General features: G+C 67.6%; 18 protein-coding genes. 10 read left to right on the top strand and 8 right to left on the bottom strand.

Annotation, left to right across the window (positions count from 1 at the left end):
• Positions 1-264: 264 nt before the first annotated feature.
• Complete coding sequence (locus tag ACQPYH_RS42380; RefSeq protein ID WP_432883732.1) at positions 265-750, bottom strand: VOC family protein; 486 nt, start codon at positions 748-750, stop codon at positions 265-267.
• 57 nt (positions 751-807) lie between these two features.
• Between ACQPYH_RS42380 and ACQPYH_RS42385 the strand changes: the two genes are divergently transcribed.
• Positions 808-1,626 (top strand): DUF6597 domain-containing transcriptional factor, encoded by an 819-nt coding sequence (locus ACQPYH_RS42385; protein ID WP_432883734.1) that lies wholly within the window; start codon positions 808-810, stop codon positions 1,624-1,626.
• Here the strand turns inward: ACQPYH_RS42385 and ACQPYH_RS42390 are convergent.
• The 3 genes from ACQPYH_RS42390 to ACQPYH_RS42400 all read right to left on the bottom strand — a co-directional run bounded on the left by ACQPYH_RS42390 (position 1,613) and on the right by ACQPYH_RS42400 (position 4,151).
• Positions 1,613-2,701: an MFS transporter gene (locus tag ACQPYH_RS42390; RefSeq protein WP_432883737.1), complete on the bottom strand. Its 1,089-nt coding sequence runs from the start codon at positions 2,699-2,701 to the stop codon at positions 1,613-1,615. The genes ACQPYH_RS42385 and ACQPYH_RS42390 overlap by 14 nt on opposite strands.
• A 261-nt stretch (positions 2,702-2,962) precedes the next feature.
• Entirely contained in the window at positions 2,963-3,700 is a 738-nt protein-coding gene (locus tag ACQPYH_RS42395; RefSeq protein ID WP_432883740.1) for a 2-phosphosulfolactate phosphatase, read from the bottom strand.
• Between the two features lie 43 nt (positions 3,701-3,743).
• A complete protein-coding gene (locus ACQPYH_RS42400) occupies positions 3,744-4,151 on the bottom strand; it encodes a DUF3151 domain-containing protein (protein WP_130388010.1) in 408 nt (135 codons plus the stop codon).
• A 144-nt stretch (positions 4,152-4,295) separates the two neighbouring features.
• Here ACQPYH_RS42400 and ACQPYH_RS42405 point away from each other — a divergent pair, with 144 nt between their 5' ends.
• Genes ACQPYH_RS42405 through ACQPYH_RS42415 form a run of 3 tightly spaced genes read left to right on the top strand, consistent with a single transcriptional unit; the run spans position 4,296 to position 6,509 of the window.
• Positions 4,296-4,745 carry an HNH endonuclease gene (locus ACQPYH_RS42405; protein WP_130442568.1) on the top strand — a complete coding sequence of 150 codons (450 nt, stop codon included), beginning with the start codon at positions 4,296-4,298 and terminating at the stop codon, positions 4,743-4,745.
• 12 nt (positions 4,746-4,757) lie between these two features.
• Positions 4,758-5,492: an N-acetyltransferase gene (locus ACQPYH_RS42410; RefSeq protein WP_432883744.1), complete on the top strand. Its 735-nt coding sequence runs from the start codon at positions 4,758-4,760 to the stop codon at positions 5,490-5,492.
• A 45-nt stretch (positions 5,493-5,537) separates the two neighbouring features.
• Positions 5,538-6,509: a type IV toxin-antitoxin system AbiEi family antitoxin domain-containing protein gene (locus ACQPYH_RS42415; protein ID WP_432883747.1), complete on the top strand. Its 972-nt coding sequence runs from the start codon at positions 5,538-5,540 to the stop codon at positions 6,507-6,509.
• A gap of 81 nt (positions 6,510-6,590) precedes the next feature.
• On the opposite strand, the gene fbaA is transcribed toward ACQPYH_RS42415, so the two are convergent.
• Together fbaA and ACQPYH_RS42425 are read right to left on the bottom strand one after the other, a co-directional pair.
• Positions 6,591-7,616 carry a class II fructose-bisphosphate aldolase gene (gene fbaA, locus ACQPYH_RS42420; RefSeq protein ID WP_432883749.1) on the bottom strand — a complete coding sequence of 342 codons (1,026 nt, stop codon included), beginning with the start codon at positions 7,614-7,616 and terminating at the stop codon, positions 6,591-6,593.
• Between the two features lie 372 nt (positions 7,617-7,988).
• Entirely contained in the window at positions 7,989-8,708 is a 720-nt protein-coding gene (locus ACQPYH_RS42425) for a GntR family transcriptional regulator (RefSeq protein ID WP_130442574.1), read from the bottom strand.
• Between the two features lie 139 nt (positions 8,709-8,847).
• On the opposite strand from ACQPYH_RS42425, the gene ACQPYH_RS42430 reads away from it, so the two are divergent.
• From ACQPYH_RS42430 to ACQPYH_RS42440, 3 genes are all read left to right on the top strand, one after another.
• Positions 8,848-9,867 carry an SIS domain-containing protein gene (locus tag ACQPYH_RS42430; protein ID WP_432883751.1) on the top strand — a complete coding sequence of 340 codons (1,020 nt, stop codon included), beginning with the start codon at positions 8,848-8,850 and terminating at the stop codon, positions 9,865-9,867.
• A 4-nt stretch (positions 9,868-9,871) separates the two neighbouring features.
• A complete protein-coding gene (locus ACQPYH_RS42435) occupies positions 9,872-10,453 on the top strand; it encodes a GNAT family N-acetyltransferase (protein ID WP_432883754.1) in 582 nt (193 codons plus the stop codon).
• Positions 10,454-10,544: 91 nt separating this feature from the next.
• Positions 10,545-10,967 carry a VOC family protein gene (locus ACQPYH_RS42440; RefSeq protein ID WP_432883756.1) on the top strand — a complete coding sequence of 141 codons (423 nt, stop codon included), beginning with the start codon at positions 10,545-10,547 and terminating at the stop codon, positions 10,965-10,967.
• Between the two features lie 16 nt (positions 10,968-10,983).
• Here ACQPYH_RS42440 and ACQPYH_RS42445 read toward each other — a convergent pair whose 3' ends face one another.
• The gene (locus ACQPYH_RS42445) at positions 10,984-11,766 is read right to left on the bottom strand and encodes an IclR family transcriptional regulator domain-containing protein (protein ID WP_432883758.1); all 783 of its coding nucleotides are present in this window, start codon (positions 11,764-11,766) and stop codon (positions 10,984-10,986) included.
• Between the two features lie 64 nt (positions 11,767-11,830).
• Between ACQPYH_RS42445 and ACQPYH_RS42450 the strand changes: the two genes are divergently transcribed.
• From ACQPYH_RS42450 to ACQPYH_RS42460, 3 genes are read left to right on the top strand one after another with little or no spacing between them, the layout of a single operon-like run.
• A complete protein-coding gene (locus tag ACQPYH_RS42450) occupies positions 11,831-12,916 on the top strand; it encodes a maleylacetate reductase (protein WP_432883761.1) in 1,086 nt (361 codons plus the stop codon).
• 25 nt (positions 12,917-12,941) lie between these two features.
• Positions 12,942-13,787, top strand: a complete 846-nt coding sequence (locus ACQPYH_RS42455; RefSeq protein ID WP_432883763.1) for an intradiol ring-cleavage dioxygenase — start codon at positions 12,942-12,944, stop codon at positions 13,785-13,787.
• Positions 13,784-15,517, top strand: a complete 1,734-nt coding sequence (locus ACQPYH_RS42460) for an FAD-dependent monooxygenase (protein WP_432883766.1) — start codon at positions 13,784-13,786, stop codon at positions 15,515-15,517. The genes ACQPYH_RS42455 and ACQPYH_RS42460 overlap by 4 nt, the downstream gene beginning before the upstream one ends.
• Positions 15,518-15,524: 7 nt before the next feature.
• On the opposite strand, the gene ACQPYH_RS42465 is transcribed toward ACQPYH_RS42460, so the two are convergent.
• Complete coding sequence (locus ACQPYH_RS42465; RefSeq protein WP_432883769.1) at positions 15,525-15,710, bottom strand: hypothetical protein; 186 nt, start codon at positions 15,708-15,710, stop codon at positions 15,525-15,527.
• Positions 15,711-15,839: the final 129 nt, after the last annotated feature.

Here is a 15,839-nt window from a genome sequence, read left to right on the forward strand (position 1 = left end):
GTCGGTGCTGGAAACGGTGAAGCCCGGAGACGTTCACCGGACATTCATCCGGTAACGCATCCAGGCTCTTGCGACCAAAGCTTACCGGAACGCGGGCCAGGCGTTTCGGGCCTGTCCACAACCTCTAAGCGACCGTTTCAAGTATCTGTTTCATCAGGTGACGGGTTGCCAATCTGAGTGATCGCGTGCACACTCTTAGTCAGCGGCCCGCCGAAACTGCCGCAGGGGACGGTTCCGGCGGGCCGCTTCCTTATGCTCGGGGATTTACTCGAGGCCCTCGGGGTTCGAGGCGAGCCACTCCTTCACCCGCCGGTCTGCCTCCTCACGGGAGACGTCCTCGACCTTCGTCAGGATCGCCCAGCGATGCCCGAACGGATCGATGACCGTGCCGAACCGGTCCCCGGTCATGAAGGTCTGTACCTCTTCCACAGACGTCGCGCCGGCCTCGATCGCCTTCGCGTACGTCGCGTCCACGTCCGGCACGTAGTGCACCAGCGAGGAGTGCACCCACTCGCCGTTCGGCGCGCGCAGCCCGATCTGCGGCATCTCGTCGCTCAACTGCAGCATCGAGTTACCGAACTTCAGCTCGGCCTGACCGACCCGCCCGTCCGGCATGTCCTGCCGGCTGATCACCTCCGCCCCGAACACCGACTGGTAGAACTCGATCGCCTTCGGCCCGTCCGAGACGGCGAGGTACGGGGTCAGCGAGTGATAACCGTCGGGGATGGGGTTTACCGTGTTCGTCGTCATGCCCTTAGTCAAAGCTCTGGGGGCCATAGCGGTCTTGTAAGAAAGCGACAGCCAGCCTTGACCCAGCCACCGGACAACGAGCGAGGCATCCTGCACCCCAGGGAGCAGGCCCGGCACCGTTCGCTGCACCGCCTCGCAGCCGGCCCGGACGCCGGCCGGTTCGTGGAGTGGTACTGGATCGTCGAGTGGGATCTGGACGAGCCGTACACGGCCGAGGTGCTGCCGTACCCGAGCGTGAACGTGACGTTCGAGCAGCCGGGCGGCGCGTTCGTGAACGGGGTCTGCACACGCAAGTTCGAGCGTGAACTGGTGGGTCGCGGCCGCGCCTTCGGGGTGAAGTTCTGGGCCGGCGGCTTCGGGGCGATCACCGGCCTCGACGTCGGCTCGTTCCGCGACGAAGTACTGCCGTTGACCGACGTCTTCCCCGACGGCGATCGGCTCGCGGACCTGATGTTCACTGCCGAGTCCGACGAACGCCGCCGCGCCGTGTTCGAGGCATTCCTGCGAGACCACCTCGCGCCCCCGGATCCGTCGTACGAGCTGGTGCGCGAGATCGTCACAACCATCGCGTCCGACCGATCGTTGGCCCGCGTAGACGAGATCACCGACCGCTTCGACGTACCGATCCGCACGCTGCAGCGACTCTTCCGACGCTATGTCGGCGTAGGCCCGAAATGGATCTTGCGCCGCTACCGGCTCCACGACGGCGCCGAGCTTCTGGCGCAGGGCGAAGTAGCCGAGCTGGCGGAACTGTCCGCGTCCCTCGGCTACTTCGACCAGGCGCACTTCTCGAAGGAGTTCAAGCAGCAGATCGGTCTGACGCCGGCTGAGTACGCAACGCGAGCCGCCGCCGAACGTCAGATCACCTACCGCTGAGCTTCACCGTCATTGCCATCAACGTTGCCGTCACAGCTGCTGCGAGCGCGACCATGAAGCCGTACTGCGCACTGTGGCCGTCGACGACCCAGCCAGCGAAGGCGGAGCCTAGTGCGATGCCAGCTGCGCCGCCTGAGTTCAGCCAGGTGAATGCCTGGGTCAGGATCGCAGGGTGGACGGTCGACTCGGCTAACACCGCGGACAGGGTCTGGAACGGCGCAATCGCCAAGCCAGGAAGGGCCAACGCGATAGCTGCTGTCAGCGGAGTGTGCGCTGCGATCAAGGGCACGCAGCTGATGGTCAGCCAGATGAAGGCGATGACGAACTGTGTCTCCGGAGCAGTCCGCCAGCGTCGTGCGCCGTACACGAGTCCGGCGAACAGACTCACCAGGCTGGTGATGCTGTAGAGCGGTCCGGCCAGGCCCGGCGTACCTCTCGAGACTGCGAAGGCGGTGACGGAGACCTGCATGCTGCCGAAGAAGAGACCGATGCCGATGTTCGTACCGACCAGGCCGGCGAATCGCTTGTGCAGTAGGCGTTTCGCGCTCGCGTGCTCACCAGGTGCCGTCGGCGGCGGCGCCGTACCTCGCTGCATCGCCAGGATGAGGCCGCCGGCCACCAGGAGACTTGTCGCGAGGATCGAGCCAGCTGCTGGGCTGGTGGACGAGCTCACGATGCCGACCAGCCCTGGACCGACCATGAACGCGATGCCGACGCTCAGTGCCTCCAACGCGAACGCCGACGAGAGCAGTGGGGTGTCGCGTAGCGCGTACGACCACCGGGCCGCCGTCTGTGCACTCACCTGCGGTAGCGATCCGCCCGCGAGGACGCCGGCCACAACGAGCGACCAGAGCGACGCGTCGGAGACGGTGAGGCTGATGAGCAGGGCCATCGTCGTCGCGTGCACCAGCAACGTGATCGGCAACATCCGGGTCTGACCGAAACGGTCGATGAGTCGCGCGACCTGCGGTCCGGCGACCGCTTCGGCCACAGCGAAGCCGCCGGTGACGCTGCCTGCCGCGGCGTACGAGCCGGTCGATCCGTGGACCAGCCAGACAACGCCGAGGCCGGTCATAGCGATCCCGATCCTTGCCGGGGCCGCTGCCAAGTAGAACTTCCACGCGCCAGGAGTACGCAGTACCGCTGCGTAAGTGGGCGCGCCTATCCGTCCGGTGAGAGCCGGCACGGTGTGACCTTCCGCTGCCCGGAGGGGCGGGGGACCCGACCGTGGGCGTCCAGCTTCGCCGGTCTGTCCGTCCGCCTAGAACCGTCCATGTTCGGCAAGAAGCGGGGACGCTCGCCGCCTGCCGGCACTGTCAACGGGCAATCATTTGGTTCAGGTTGACCGGAACATCGTACCGTCCTCGAGCACCGGCACGCTCGTGCTCTCATCCACCTCCGCCGCGATCGCGACGTCCTCCGGATAGCCGTACTGCGTGAGCTCGCGACCGCCGGCGCATTCGTGCAAGAGCTTGGGCAGCTCATCGGCAACCGCGTCGTACGCCGCGACCGCCGCGCGCGCCTCCGGGGACAGGTCGTCCTGGTCGAGCGCACTCAGGAACCCGCCGGCTCCCCACAGATCCTCGACGGCCGGCCGAAGCGATCCGTCGGACCACCGTTCCCCGGCCGCGATCGCGACAACCCGTCGGCCGGTGCCCTGCTCTCGGACCCAGTCCGCAGCCGCTCGGCGGTTACGCAACGACACCGCGATCACCGTCGCGCCGCTGTCACTGAGCTGCTTGGCAATCGTGGATCCGTTCGGCGATGGCAGCACCACCCTGCTGATGCCATGTGATTGCCGGATCGTCGCCGGCGACAGACTCAAGTCACCCGACCGGGCCTCGGACCGCCCCACCGCCAGCTTCGCGCTCCACCGCTCGGCATAAGCGACAGCCGACTCGTCGCGCCACTGATACGGGTAGACCGCGATCCCGAGATCGGCCGCGACCGTCACAGCCGTCGTGAACGACAGGACGTCCACCACCGCAACGATGTCCCCGGCAACCACCTCGGCTCCGACCGGTCCCCAGTCGAACCCGAGCCTGAAGCCGCTCTGTGCATACGGGCTAGCCACCCGACGGATCATGCCGTCGGGCAACCAACCCCACAAGCAGGTTTCAGCTCAGAGCGTCGGCAGCAGCCGGCGACGAGTCACGCAGGAAGGTAACGCAGCGCTCCGCCTCGTCCTTCTCGTCGATGAGCGCGGCCGCCTTGCCCAGCGCAGCCAGTGCGCGCAGGAACCCGCGGTTCGGCTCGTGTTCCCACGGCACCGGTCCGTGCCCCTTCCAGCCGTTGCGGCGGAGCAGGTCCAGCGCGCGGTGGTAGCCGGTGCGCGCGTACGCGTACCCCTCGATGGTCCGGCCGTCCGCCAAGGCGCCCTCGGCGAGCACGGCCCAGGCCAGCGACGACGTCGGGTGCTTGGCGGCGACGTCCGCCGGAGCGGCCCCGTCGGCGAGTTCCGCCGCGGCCGGGTCGACCGGTAGTAGTGTCTCGGGTGGGCCTGAGAGCAGATTGTTCAATTCCATAAGCACATCTTCGCCGATCACGCAGCCGTACCGGCACGTGACCGTCTGACGAAATCCGTTGACCGTTCACCCACCGGCCACGGATGCTTGAGACCCTGCGTCAAACCGCCGTGGTTCCCAGCTACGGCCGGAAGGAGGCACCGGATGAGCGTCATAGTCCTGAACGCGTCGTACGAACCGCTGCACACCGTCTCGATCCAGCACGCCATCCGGATGCTGGTGCGGGAGGTCGCAGTGGTGGAAGAGGCGCACGGAGAGCGAACTATCGGCCCCTTCCCGGTCCCTCGCGTCCTGCGCCTGGTCCGGTACGTCGTCACCCATTGGCGCTATGCAGCCGGCCGGATGAAGTACAGCAAGCACGGTGTCCTCCGCCGGGACAAGTTCCGCTGCGCGTACTGCGGTCTCGAGAACGCCGACACCATGGACCATGTCCAACCCAGATCCAGGGGCGGCCGCACCGAGTGGCTGAATGCCGTGGCCGCCCATGCCTCGTGCAACGAGCGGAAAGGCAACCGCACTCCGTCCGAAGCCGACATGCCGCTCCTTTGGCAACCCTGGGTACCAACCCGCGCCGAGCTCGTCATAGACAGATGACGAGCTTTTTTCATGCCCTTGGAGATCACCACAGTCGCTGATCGCCCCGAGCTCGCCAACGCAGACGTCGACGTACGCGGCTGGCCCGAGTTCATGCGCCACAACCGCGTATCCGAGGCGTACTTCGGCCAGGTCCCGTCGGCCTTCCCCGAAACCTGCCTGATCGCCACCGAGGGCGACCGCGTCATCGCGGACGCCCACGCGGTCCAGTTCGCCCGTCGCTCGGACTTCCCGGCCGGCGGATGGGAGCAGGCAGTCATCTGGGCCTTCGCCGACGAACGTCGCGGCGTACGACCTGACACGGCCTGTGCCCTCAACATCAGCGTTGCGCACGACCTGCAGAATCAGGGCATCGCGGCCCTCATGCTCGCCGCCCTTCGGCAGGCAGTGGGTGATGCCGGTCTGGACGTCCTGGATGCGCCTGTGCGGCCGACTCATAAGCATCTTGAGGTTGGGACGTCCATGGCCGAGTACGTCGCTCGAACGCGTGCTGACGGGCTGCCGTGGGATCCGTGGCTGCGTACTCATGTCCGGGCCGGCGGTGAGATCGCTGGGGTCGCGCCCGTGTCCTGGGTGGTCGCGGGGTCGCTGGCCGAGTGGCGTTCCTGGACCGGGCTTCCGTTCGATCGCAGCGGCCCCGTCGAGGTCGCGGGCGGACTCGTCCCGGTCGACTGCGACACCGGTGCCGATCGCGCGGTCTACGTCGAGCCGAACGTGTGGGTGCGGCACAAGTTCTCCACAGCTTGAAAATCATCGGTCTGCGCGAGGGTCGATCGCGGCACTTTCTAGGGCATGAATCCTCAACTTGCTGTGATGGCGTCGATCCGCGGTGGCGTGTTCACCCGGGCCGACGCGCGTGCCTGTGGTTACCCCGACGCTGACATCGACTCTTTGCTGGGCACCGGCTGCTGGCGCCGGATCCGGCGCGGGACGTATGCCGCCCAACGCTCACTCATGCTCGTCACCAACGAGGTTCTGCACCTGCGGAAGGTGTACCGCGTCCTCCGCGCCGGCGGACCCAACGTGTTCGCGAGCCACCAATCGGCCGCGGCCTTGCATGCCTTACCTGTCTGGGGTCTCGACCTGACGCGCGTCCATGTGACAGCTCCCGACGGGCGGTCCGGCCGAATACGCGGCGGTGTCCATCGCCACATCCGCGATCCCGTCGGCTCGGGCCTCCAACTGTGGAACGGGCTGCGCATGGCCTCACCCGCCCGCGCGATCGCCGAGGTCGCCGCCACCGCGCCACCGACCTCTGCGGTCGTGCTCGCCGACGCTGCCCTGTACGCCGGTCTCGTCAGCAAGCGCACGCTGAAACACGAAGTCTCTTCGCTCGACCACGGCAACAAACGTGCGCTCGCCGTCCTGGATCGCCTCACCGGTGCCGCCTCGATCGCCGAGTCGCGGCTCCGCCTGATCCTCGCCACCGCAGGCTTGCCGATCCCCAGCCCATCACTACCGCCAGAAGCCGACGACCCGGACTTCCCGGCCGAAGGACTCTGGTTCCCCGACGAACGCACGGTCGTCGAGTTCGAGGCGCGTTTCCCCTTCTGGTGCGAGGAATTCGAGCCCTCTGTGGATGAACCACTCCCTGAACCACAAGCAGCCGATCCCGACGGACCGCAACCCGTAGAGCACTGCCGGATCTCCTGGGCAGACCTCGACGACCCACCGACCGTGGCCGACCGCATCCAGGCCACGTTCACCCGAGCAGCCCGCCGCACCGGCATCCGCCACTTCGACCTGGCCCGAGCCCGGATGTGACAGACAGAAAGGCTCACCGCCGCGTGCATTCACGCGGTGGTGAGCCCCTCGAAGATCCCCTTGAGGAGGACCCAGCTGATGTCAGCCGTTCAGCGACGTACCGGTCGAGCGGAGGCTCTCGCAGGCCTCGCCGACGCGGTTCGCCATACCCACTTCGCCCGCCTTGCCCCAGGCGCGCGGGTCGTAGGCCTTCTTGTTGCCGACCTCGCCGTCCACCTTCAGCACGCCGTCGTAGTTGCTGAACATGTGCGCCGCCACCGGCCGGGTGAACGCGTACTGCGTGTCGGTGTCGACGTTCATCTTGATGACACCGTGGTCGACCGCGGCCCGGATCTCCTCGAGCGTCGAGCCGGAGCCACCGTGGAAGACCAGGTCGAACGGACGCTCCTTGCCGACCTTGGCGCCGACCTGCTCCTGGATCTCCGCAAGGATCTCCGGCCGCAGCTTGACCGCGCCCGGCTCGTAGACGCCGTGCACGTTGCCGAAGGTCAGCGCGGTCAGGTAGCGGCCGTTCTCACCGGTGCCGAGCGCCTCGACCGTGGCCAGGCCGTCCTCGACCGTGGTGTAGAGCTTCTCGTTGATCTCGTTGGCGACACCGTCCTCCTCGCCGCCGACGACGCCGACCTCGATCTCCAGGACGATCTTCGCCGCGGCCGTCTTGGCCAGCAGCTCCTTGGCGATCTCCAGGTTCTCGGTCAGCGGCACCGCCGAGCCGTCCCACATGTGCGACTGGAACAGCGGGTTCTCGCCGCGCGCGACGCGCTCGGCGGAGATCTCCAGCAGCGGCCGGACGAAGCCCTCGAGCTTGTCCTTCGGGCAGTGGTCGGTGTGCAGCGCGATGTTCACCGGGTAGTTCTTGGCGACCTCGTGCGCGTACGCCGCCAGCGCGACCGCACCGGACACCATGTTCTTCACGGTCGGACCGGACAGGTACTCCGCACCGCCGGTGGAGACCTGGATGATGCCGTCCGAGCCCGCCTCGGCGAAACCGCGGATCGCGGCGTTCAGCGTCTGCGAGGAGCTGACATTGATGGCCGGGTAGGCGAAGCGGTTCTGCTTGGCCTTGTCCAGCATCTGGGCATAGACCTCAGGGGTTGCAATAGGCATGTCTCGCGGTACTCCTCACAACACAGTTCTTGTGGGTTCGGCTCAGGGCGTGTCTTCCGATCCCACGCCGTAGCGAGCAGGTGCTCGGCGGAGTGCCTCGGTGAGCTGGAGCGGAGGGCTCGATGCGGGTTCATCGTTCCCTTCGCTCCAGCTCAGCGAGGCGCCCGCCGAGTGCCGCGCAGTAGGCGTGGGATTGGGAGACACGTCCTAAGTATTGCCGCCTGGCACTTCGTCGTGACCAGCGGCCCGCCTGCCGGTCCGGCCCGGTGGCCGGGGAGCGATCGGCAGGGATGTAGACCAGTTGATGAACAGGACCGATCCAGTTCGTTGCGTCCGGATGATCTCCGGGAACCGACGCCGGTCCGGGGACGGTCAGGCGGACCCGGTTCGCGGGCCGCGTGGGGTCAGGGCCATGTGCAGCCGGTAGCGGTCGGCGCGGTAGGCCGACCAGGACAGCTCGACGACCTTGCGGCCGGCGAACGTGGTGCGCTCGAGGACCAGCAGGGGTGCCCGCCTGGCCACGCCGAGCACCCGGGCGACATGACCGTCGGCGTTGTCCGCCCGGACGGTCTGCTCACCGGAGGTGACGACGACGTCGTACTCACTGGCAAAGACGTCGTACAGGGTGCCGAGCTCGCGGCCGAGCAGGCCGGGGAAGAGCGCGGACGGGTAGTAGCCGACCTCGTAGGCCATCGGCGACGCGTCGGCCGTGCGGAGCCGCTCGACCCGGATCACCTTGGTGCCCTTGGGGACCCGCAGGCCCTTGGCGGTCTCGTCGGAGGCCTCGATCTCGCTGGCCGACAGCACCACGGTCCCGGGCTCGAGGCCACGGGCCCGCATCTCCCGGGAGAACGAGGTCAGGTGCAGCTGGGAGTCGACCTGGGGGCCGGTGACGAAGGTGCCCTTGCCGTGCACCCGCTCCAGCGCGCCGGACTCGACCAGGTCGCTGATCGCCTGCCGGACGGTCACCCGCGAGACGTTCAGCTTGTCGACCAGGGCCCGCTCGGACGGGATCGGATCGCCGGGATGCAGCTCGACATCGATCAGCCGTTCCAGCACCGATCGGACCTGGGCCCGCTTGGTCGCCACCATGGAATCTCGATCCTCCAGACCTGGGCGGATCTCGGGGGTGCCCCGGGACGCCGCTCACTGCTATCGTGCGCAGCATACCTGTTAAGACCAGATAGGACCAGTGATCCCAGTGGTGTCTGTGCCCGCCCAGGAAACCCAGATGGCGCGCGAGATCGCCGAGCAGCCGGCGGCGCTCGCGGCGACGTTCGAGCATGTTCTGCCGCTGCGGCACGACATCACCAGGCTCGCCGCCGGGCGGCGGCACGTGATCTTCGTCGCCCGTGGATCGTCGGACAACGCCGGGGTCTACGGGCGGTACCTGACCGAGATCCACGCCGGCCGGCAGGCGTCCCTGGCAGCTCCGTCGGTAGCCACGCTGTACGGCGCGAACCTCGACCTGTCGAACTCGCTGGTCGTCGCGGTCAGCCAGTCGGGTGCGACGCAGGAGATCGTCGACACCGCCGAGTGGGCGAAGCGGAACGGCGCCGCGATTGTCGGCATCACGAACGACGGCGACAGCCCGTTGGCCTCGACGGCCGACGTCGCGCTGATCACGCAAGCTGGCAAGGAGCTCGCTGTACCGGCCACCAAGACCTATACGACGCAGCTGGCCGCGATCACAGTTGCCGTGGACGCGCTCGCGCAGCGGCCGGGGACGCTCGACGCGGACATCGGGCGGGTTCCGGACGAGGCGGCCAAGATGCTGTCCGGATCGGTCGAGTCCGCCGCGGACCTGCTCGCCGGCGCACACGACGTACTCGCGAGCGGTCGTGGACTCACGTTCGGCACGACGCTCGAGGTTGCGCTGAAGCTCGAGGAGACCTGTCTCCAGCCGGTCCGCGGACTCTCGTACGCCGACCTGAAGCACGGCCCGATCGCCGTCGTCGACGCCGACCTGGTCACGATCCTGGTCGCGGCGGGCGACGGACCCGCACTGCCGGGCATGACCGAGTTGGCCGGTCTCGTCCGCGAGAAGGGCAGCAAGATCCTCGGCATCGGCGGCGACCCCACGTTCGCCTCCCGCTGCGACGTGAACCTCCCCGGCCCCGCCCTCCCTGAGACGCTCGCCCCGCTCGCCCTCGTCATCCCCGCCCAACGGGCCATCGAGCTCCTCGCCCGCAAGCTGGGCCTCGACCCCGACGCACCCCGAGGCCTCCGCAAGGTCACCCAGACGGACTGAGCCTGTGCCGCTGCTCGTCGATCCAGCGCTGCCGGAAGGAACGCTGCGAGCTGCCACTCAGCCGCGCCTGAGGACGAACGACGGATTGGTCCTGCGGCCGTGGCAGCGCAACGACGCGGGCGCTGTGCTGACGGCGTTCGCCTGTCCGGAGATCCAGCGGTGGCACGTCCGCCGGCTCGACACACTCGAGGAAGCAGCTGAGTGGGTCGGGCAGTGGGCTGGCCGCTGGGAGGCCGAGACAGCGGCGAGCTGGGCGGTCGTCGACGGCGATGATCAGCCGCTGGGACAGATCGGTCTGCGCAACATCTCGCTCGCGGAGGGGTCAGCCAGCCTGTCGTATTGGGCGACCCCGGCGGCTCGGGCTCGTTCCGTCGCGGCGAGGTCGGTCGACGAGCTATCCGCCTGGGCGTTCGAGTCGATCGGCTTCAACCGGCTGAACATCCAGCACTCCACCGTCAACACAGCGTCGTGCCGAGTCGCCGAGCGGACCGGTTACAGCATCGAGGGCACATTGCGGCAGGCGATCAAGCACGCCGACGGCTGGCACGACTGGCACCTCCACGGCCGCCTGCGCACCGACAGATAGACCTCGTCCAACAAAGTGCTCACTCGGTGAGCACTTTGACTGGAATCGTGGTGGTCATCAACCGGGAAGACCCGAGGAAAGGACCACCACGATGTTGCGAGGATTCGCCACCGTCAGCTTCTACGCCGCGGATGTGAAGGCGGCACGCGCCTGGTACGAGGAGTTGCTCGGCATCGAGGCGTACTACGCCGTGCCGAGCGCCGACGACCCGGCGTACGTCGAGTTCCGCTTCGGCGACTTCCAGTGCGAGCTGGGGATCATCGACTCCAAGTACGCGACCCACCAGGTCACCTCAGGCCCGGCCGGCGCGGTCATCCACTGGCACGTCGACAACCTGGAAGCCGAGCTCCAACATCTCCTCGACCACGGCGCCACCCTCCAAGAACCAATCACCGAACGCGGCAACAACACCGGCTTCCGGACCGCGTCGGTGGTCGATCCTTTCGGCAACCTCATCGGCATCATGAACAACCCGCACTACCTGGAGATCTTCGAAGGCCTGAAGAGCGCTTAGAAGTCGCCGCGGCGGGCTAGAAGTTGCCGCGGTGGGTCAGGGCGGTGGTGATTTGGGCGGCGGCTTGTTGCAGGTGCGGGAGGGCTTCGGTGCGGAGTGAGGTGGGCGTCGAGCGGGAGGCGTGGGCGGAGACGTTGAGGGCGGCGATGACGCGGCCGCGAGAGTTGTGGATGGGAGCGGCGATCGAGCGAAGGCCCTGCTCGAGTTCCTGGTCGACGAGCGCGTAGCCGTCCGCACGGGCCCGTGCGATCGTGGCGCGCAGATTGTCCGGAGACGTGACCGTGCGCTGGGTGAGCGCCTCGGCCTGCAGAGAGTCCAGGTACGACGTCAGCTCATCCTCCGACAGACCCGCGAGCAGGACGCGGCCCATCGATGTCGGGTACGCCGGAAGGCGGGCGCCGACGCCCAGCGCGACCGTCATGATCCGGCTCGTGGGGACGCGGGCGACGTACACGATGTCCGGAAGGTCTAGCGTCGCGATGGAGCAGGACTCGCGGGTCTTGGCGCTGAGCTCTTCCATGAACGGGCCGGCCAGTTCGCCGAGATCCAGCGATGACAGGTAGGCCCAGCCGAGGGCGAGTACGCGCGGGGTGAGTGAGAAGCGGCGGTGGTCGCTGCGGACGTACCCGAGCTCTTCGAGCGTGAGCAGGATCCGCCGGGCGGTCGCGGGCGTGATGCCGACCGCTCGCGCCACCTCGCTCAGTGTCAGCGACGGCGCATCGGCGGAGAACGCGCGGATCACCGCGAGCCCGCGCTCCAGGCCTTGCAGAAACGTGCCTGTAGACGCGTCACTCGCCATCGGCTAGCCTACTTTTCGTTGAAAGAAGAACTATTCGCTGAGCGAAATCCTATCGGAGCTGCCGATGCCGCGTCCAGCTGAACCGGGACGAGCGGAGCCTCAGGCCGGGTTCGTGCACACGTTCCTGCCGGGCCGAGTGGTGTTCGGAGCGGGCTCGCTCGACCAGGTGGCCGGCGAGGTCGAGAGCCTCGGGGTACGGCGGGCGCTGGTCGTGGCGACGAAGTCCGCACGCGACGCGGCGGACGTGGTCGAGGTGCAGCTGGGCGACCGGTTCGCGGGGCGGATCGATGGTGTGACCCAGCACGTGCCGACCGAGCTCGCGGAGCACGCCCGGGCCAAAGCGCATGAGCTCGACGCCGACGGGATCATCGCCATCGGCGGCGGTTCAGCAATCGGCCTCGCGAAAGCAGTCGCCCTCACCAGCGAGGTGGCGATTGTTGCGGTGCCCACGACGTACGCGGGGTCTGAGATGACGCCGGTGTGGGGCGAGACGTCCGGCGGAAGCAAAACGACCGGCACTGACCTGCGGGTGCTGCCGCGGGTTGTCGTGTACGACCCGGTCCTCAGCCAACACCTGCCGAAGAAGGTCACCGCAGCAAGCGTTGCCAACGCGATCGCGCACTGCGTCGAGGCAGTCTGGACGCCGAAAGCCGACCCGATCACCGAAGTGACCGCGGTCGAAGGACTCCGCGCCCTCGCCACCGGCCTCCGTCAAACACTTGCCGAGCCACTAGATTTAGATGCCCGCAGCAACCTTCTGTACGGCGCCTGCTTGGCCGGCTCGGCGTTGGCGACAGCCGGGACGGGACTGCACCACAAGCTGTGCCACCTGCTGGGCGGCACCTACAACCTCCCTCACGCGGAAACGCACGCGGCCGTGCTGCCACAGGTCACCCGCGTCAACGCGCCCGAGGTGCCCCGATCAAAAGCACAACTGGAAGCTGCACTCGGCACCGAAGACCTGGCCGGCGGACTGTTCGACCTGTTCACGGCAGCGAAAGTCCCGACCAGTCTGAAGGAACTAGGGCTCACCGGGGACCAGGCGCGAGAAGCAGCGAAGGCGTTCAGGCCCACCGACAACCCGATCCCCGTGACCGAGGACCTGGTGCGCGAGATCCTCACCCGCGCCTGGGCCGGTACGCGACCTTGATGAACCTTGATGAACGAGGAGACCGATGGATCTGCAAGGCGATGACCTGACCGAGGCGGTGGTAGCCAGCTTCGACGGCAGCGCGAGCGACCGCTACAAGGACGTGATGAGCGCCCTCGTACGCCACCTGCACGCGTTCGCGCGGGAGGTGGAGCTGACCGAGGACGAGTACTTCACCGCGATCGACTTCCTCACCCGGACCGGCCAGATCTCGACCGGTACGCGGCAGGAGTTCGTGCTGCTGGCCGACGTACTCGGGCTGTCGATGCTCACCGTCGGACTCGGCAACCGCAAGCCGCCGGAAGCCACGCAGTCCACCGTGTTCGGCCCGTTCTTCGTCGAGGGATCGCCCGAGGCACAGCTCGGCGACGACATCGCGAACGGCGCCCCGGGACAGCCGTGCCTGGTGAGCGGCAAGGTCCTCAACACCAAGGGCGAGCCGATCGCCGGCGCGCTCGTCGAGACCTGGCAGGCCGATGAGGACGGGTTCTACGACGTACAGAAGGATCTCGACGGACCGCAGAACCGGGCCCACCTAACGACCGATGCCGAAGGCAACTACCGGTTCTGGGCGGTGAAGCCGGTCGCCTACCCGATCCCGGACGACGGACCGGTCGGCGAGCTGCTCCGAGCCGGCGGACGCGGCCCGATGCGTCCGGCGCACATCCACTTCATGGTCACGGCTCCCGGCTACAGCCGGCTCATCACCCATGTGTTCGCGGCCGGCGACGAGTACCTAGACACGGACGCGGTCTTCGGAGTCAAGCAGTCCCTGATCGCCGATTTCACCGAACACCAGGAAGACGGCAAGACCTACTACTCCGTCGAGTACGACCTGGTGCTCGCGACCACCGAGGAGACGCAGCAGTGATCACGACAGACGTCCTCATCGTCGGCAGCGGCCCCGCCGGCGGCGCCGCGTCGCTCTTCCTGTCCACGTATGGCGTCGACAACATCGTCCTGACCCGGTACGGCTGGACCGCGAACACACCCCGCGCGCACATCACCAACCAGCGCACGATCGAGCTCATGCGCGACATGGGCATCGAGGACCAGGTCAACGACAACGGCACTGCCCACGATCTGATGGGGCAGACGGCGTTCTGCACCAGCCTCGCGGGCGAGGAGATCGGCCGGATCCGCACGTGGGGAACGCATCCGCGCCGGCTCGCCGACTACACCGAGGCGAGCCCGTGCCTGCCGCGCGATCTCCCGCAGACGCTTTTCGAGCCGATCCTCGTCAGTACGGCGGCCAGCCGCGGCGCGCAGCTCCGGTTCAACACGGAGTACCTGTCGCTCGAGCAGGACGAGGACGGTGTGACCGCGACCGTCCGCGATCGGCTGAGCGACACGACGTACCAGATCCGGGCGAAGTACTTGATCGGTGCCGACGGCGGGCGCAGCAAGGTTGCCCAGGACATCGAGCTGCCGATGGCCGGCGCGATGGACATCGAGGGTTCGATGAACATCGTCTTCGAGGCCGACCTCAGCAGGTACGTCGCCCATCGCCCGAGCGTCCTGTACTGGGTCCTCCAGCCGGGTGCGCAGATCGGCGGGATCGGCGCCGGACTGGTCCGCATGGTCCGCCCGTGGAACGAATGGCTGATCGTCTGGGGCTACGACATCAATCAGCCCGCGCCGGTGGTCGACGAGGCGATGGCGACCGAGATCGTGCACAACCTGGTCGGCGACGACACCATCGACGTGAAGCTGAAGGGTACGTCGGTCTGGAGCGTCAACCACATGTACGCCGAGAAGGCGTCCAAGGGCCGCGTGTTCTGTATGGGCGACGCGATCCACCGTCATCCGCCGAGCAACGGTCTCGGCTCGAACACGTCGATCCAGGACGCGTACAACCTGGCATGGAAGCTCGCATTGGTCCTGAAGGGCCAGGCCTCCCCCGAGCTCCTCGACACCTACGACGACGAGCGGGCGCCGATCGCGAAGCAGATCGTTGACCGCGCCAACAAGAGCCGCAATCAGTTCGGGCAGATCTTCCGCGCGCTCGGGATGACTCCGGATGCGCCGGCCGGCCGGACGATCGAGTCCCGCAAGGACGACACTCCTGAAGGCGCCGCACAGCGCGAGGAGCTGCGCCAAGCGATCGAGCTCAAGGACTACGAGTTCAACGCGCACGGCGTCGAGCTCGGGCAGCGCTACAAGTCATCCGCCGTGATCGACGACGGGACGCCCGAGCCGCCGTACGAGCGGGATCAGGAGCTGTACTACCACCCGACAACCTGGCCGGGCGCCCGGATCCCGCACTGCTGGCTGGCCCGCGGGTCCGAGACCGTCAGCACGCTGGACGTGGTCGGCAAGGGCCGGTTCACGCTCCTCACCGGCATCGGTGGCGACGCGTGGGTGAAGGCGGCGCAGTCCGTGTCCGAGCACCTCGGCGTACCGATCGAGCCGTACGTGATCGGGCCCGGCCGCGAGCTGGACGACCTGTACGGCGACTGGGCGCGGGTGCGCGAGATCCCGGACGAGGGCTGTCTCCTCGTCCGTCCGGACGCACACATCGCCTACCGTTCGTTCGACCAGCCCGACGACCCGACGGATGCGCTGCAGCAGGCCGTCAGCGCGCTCCTAAGGGGTGTCTGACGGCCCCTTAGGCCGCGGATGATGCTTCGGAGCGGAGGATCTGGTCGAGGATCGCCGAGATCTCCGCGGTCTCGGCGTCCAGCAGGGTGATCAGCGCGACCCGCGACGTCTCCGAGCGCGCCTCCAGAGCCGCGGCGCTCAAGGCGCGCACGGTCCCCAACTCGTGTATCAGTTCGTCCCACAGAGCGTTCATCAACAAAACCCCCATGATTCCCGTCACAAACCCAACGACATGCTTGATGCACGCCGAGCCCCCCGAGTTGGGGCTGACTTTGGTCGAGAAGCCTCACTTCTGTCATCAAGTACAACGCGGCACCCCGGC

This window comes from Kribbella sp. CA-245084, assembly GCF_050942355.1.
Classification (GTDB): Bacteria; Actinomycetota; Actinomycetes; order Propionibacteriales; family Kribbellaceae; genus Kribbella.

Excerpts from the sequence above, each read along its gene's own strand:
- ACQPYH_RS42450 (WP_432883761.1), top strand. The coding sequence starts at position 11,831 with ATGCCGCGTCCAGCTGAACCGGGACGAGCGGAGCCTCAGGCCGGGTTC.
- ACQPYH_RS42415 (WP_432883747.1), top strand. The coding sequence starts at position 5,538 with ATGAATCCTCAACTTGCTGTGATGGCGTCGATCCGCGGTGGCGTGTTC.
- ACQPYH_RS42410 (WP_432883744.1), top strand. The coding sequence starts at position 4,758 with ATGCCCTTGGAGATCACCACAGTCGCTGATCGCCCCGAGCTCGCCAAC.
- ACQPYH_RS42405 (WP_130442568.1), top strand. The coding sequence starts at position 4,296 with ATGAGCGTCATAGTCCTGAACGCGTCGTACGAACCGCTGCACACCGTC.
- ACQPYH_RS42430 (WP_432883751.1), top strand. The coding sequence starts at position 8,848 with ATGGCGCGCGAGATCGCCGAGCAGCCGGCGGCGCTCGCGGCGACGTTC.
- fbaA (WP_432883749.1), bottom strand. The coding sequence starts at position 7,616 with ATGCCTATTGCAACCCCTGAGGTCTATGCCCAGATGCTGGACAAGGCC.
- ACQPYH_RS42390 (WP_432883737.1), bottom strand. The coding sequence starts at position 2,701 with ATGACCGGCCTCGGCGTTGTCTGGCTGGTCCACGGATCGACCGGCTCG.
- ACQPYH_RS42465 (WP_432883769.1), bottom strand. The coding sequence starts at position 15,710 with ATGAACGCTCTGTGGGACGAACTGATACACGAGTTGGGGACCGTGCGC.
- ACQPYH_RS42440 (WP_432883756.1), top strand. The coding sequence starts at position 10,545 with ATGTTGCGAGGATTCGCCACCGTCAGCTTCTACGCCGCGGATGTGAAG.
- ACQPYH_RS42400 (WP_130388010.1), bottom strand. The coding sequence starts at position 4,151 with ATGGAATTGAACAATCTGCTCTCAGGCCCACCCGAGACACTACTACCG.
- ACQPYH_RS42445 (WP_432883758.1), bottom strand. The coding sequence starts at position 11,766 with ATGGCGAGTGACGCGTCTACAGGCACGTTTCTGCAAGGCCTGGAGCGC.
- ACQPYH_RS42455 (WP_432883763.1), top strand. The coding sequence starts at position 12,942 with ATGGATCTGCAAGGCGATGACCTGACCGAGGCGGTGGTAGCCAGCTTC.
- ACQPYH_RS42425 (WP_130442574.1), bottom strand. The coding sequence starts at position 8,708 with ATGGTGGCGACCAAGCGGGCCCAGGTCCGATCGGTGCTGGAACGGCTG.
- ACQPYH_RS42380 (WP_432883732.1), bottom strand. The coding sequence starts at position 750 with ATGACGACGAACACGGTAAACCCCATCCCCGACGGTTATCACTCGCTG.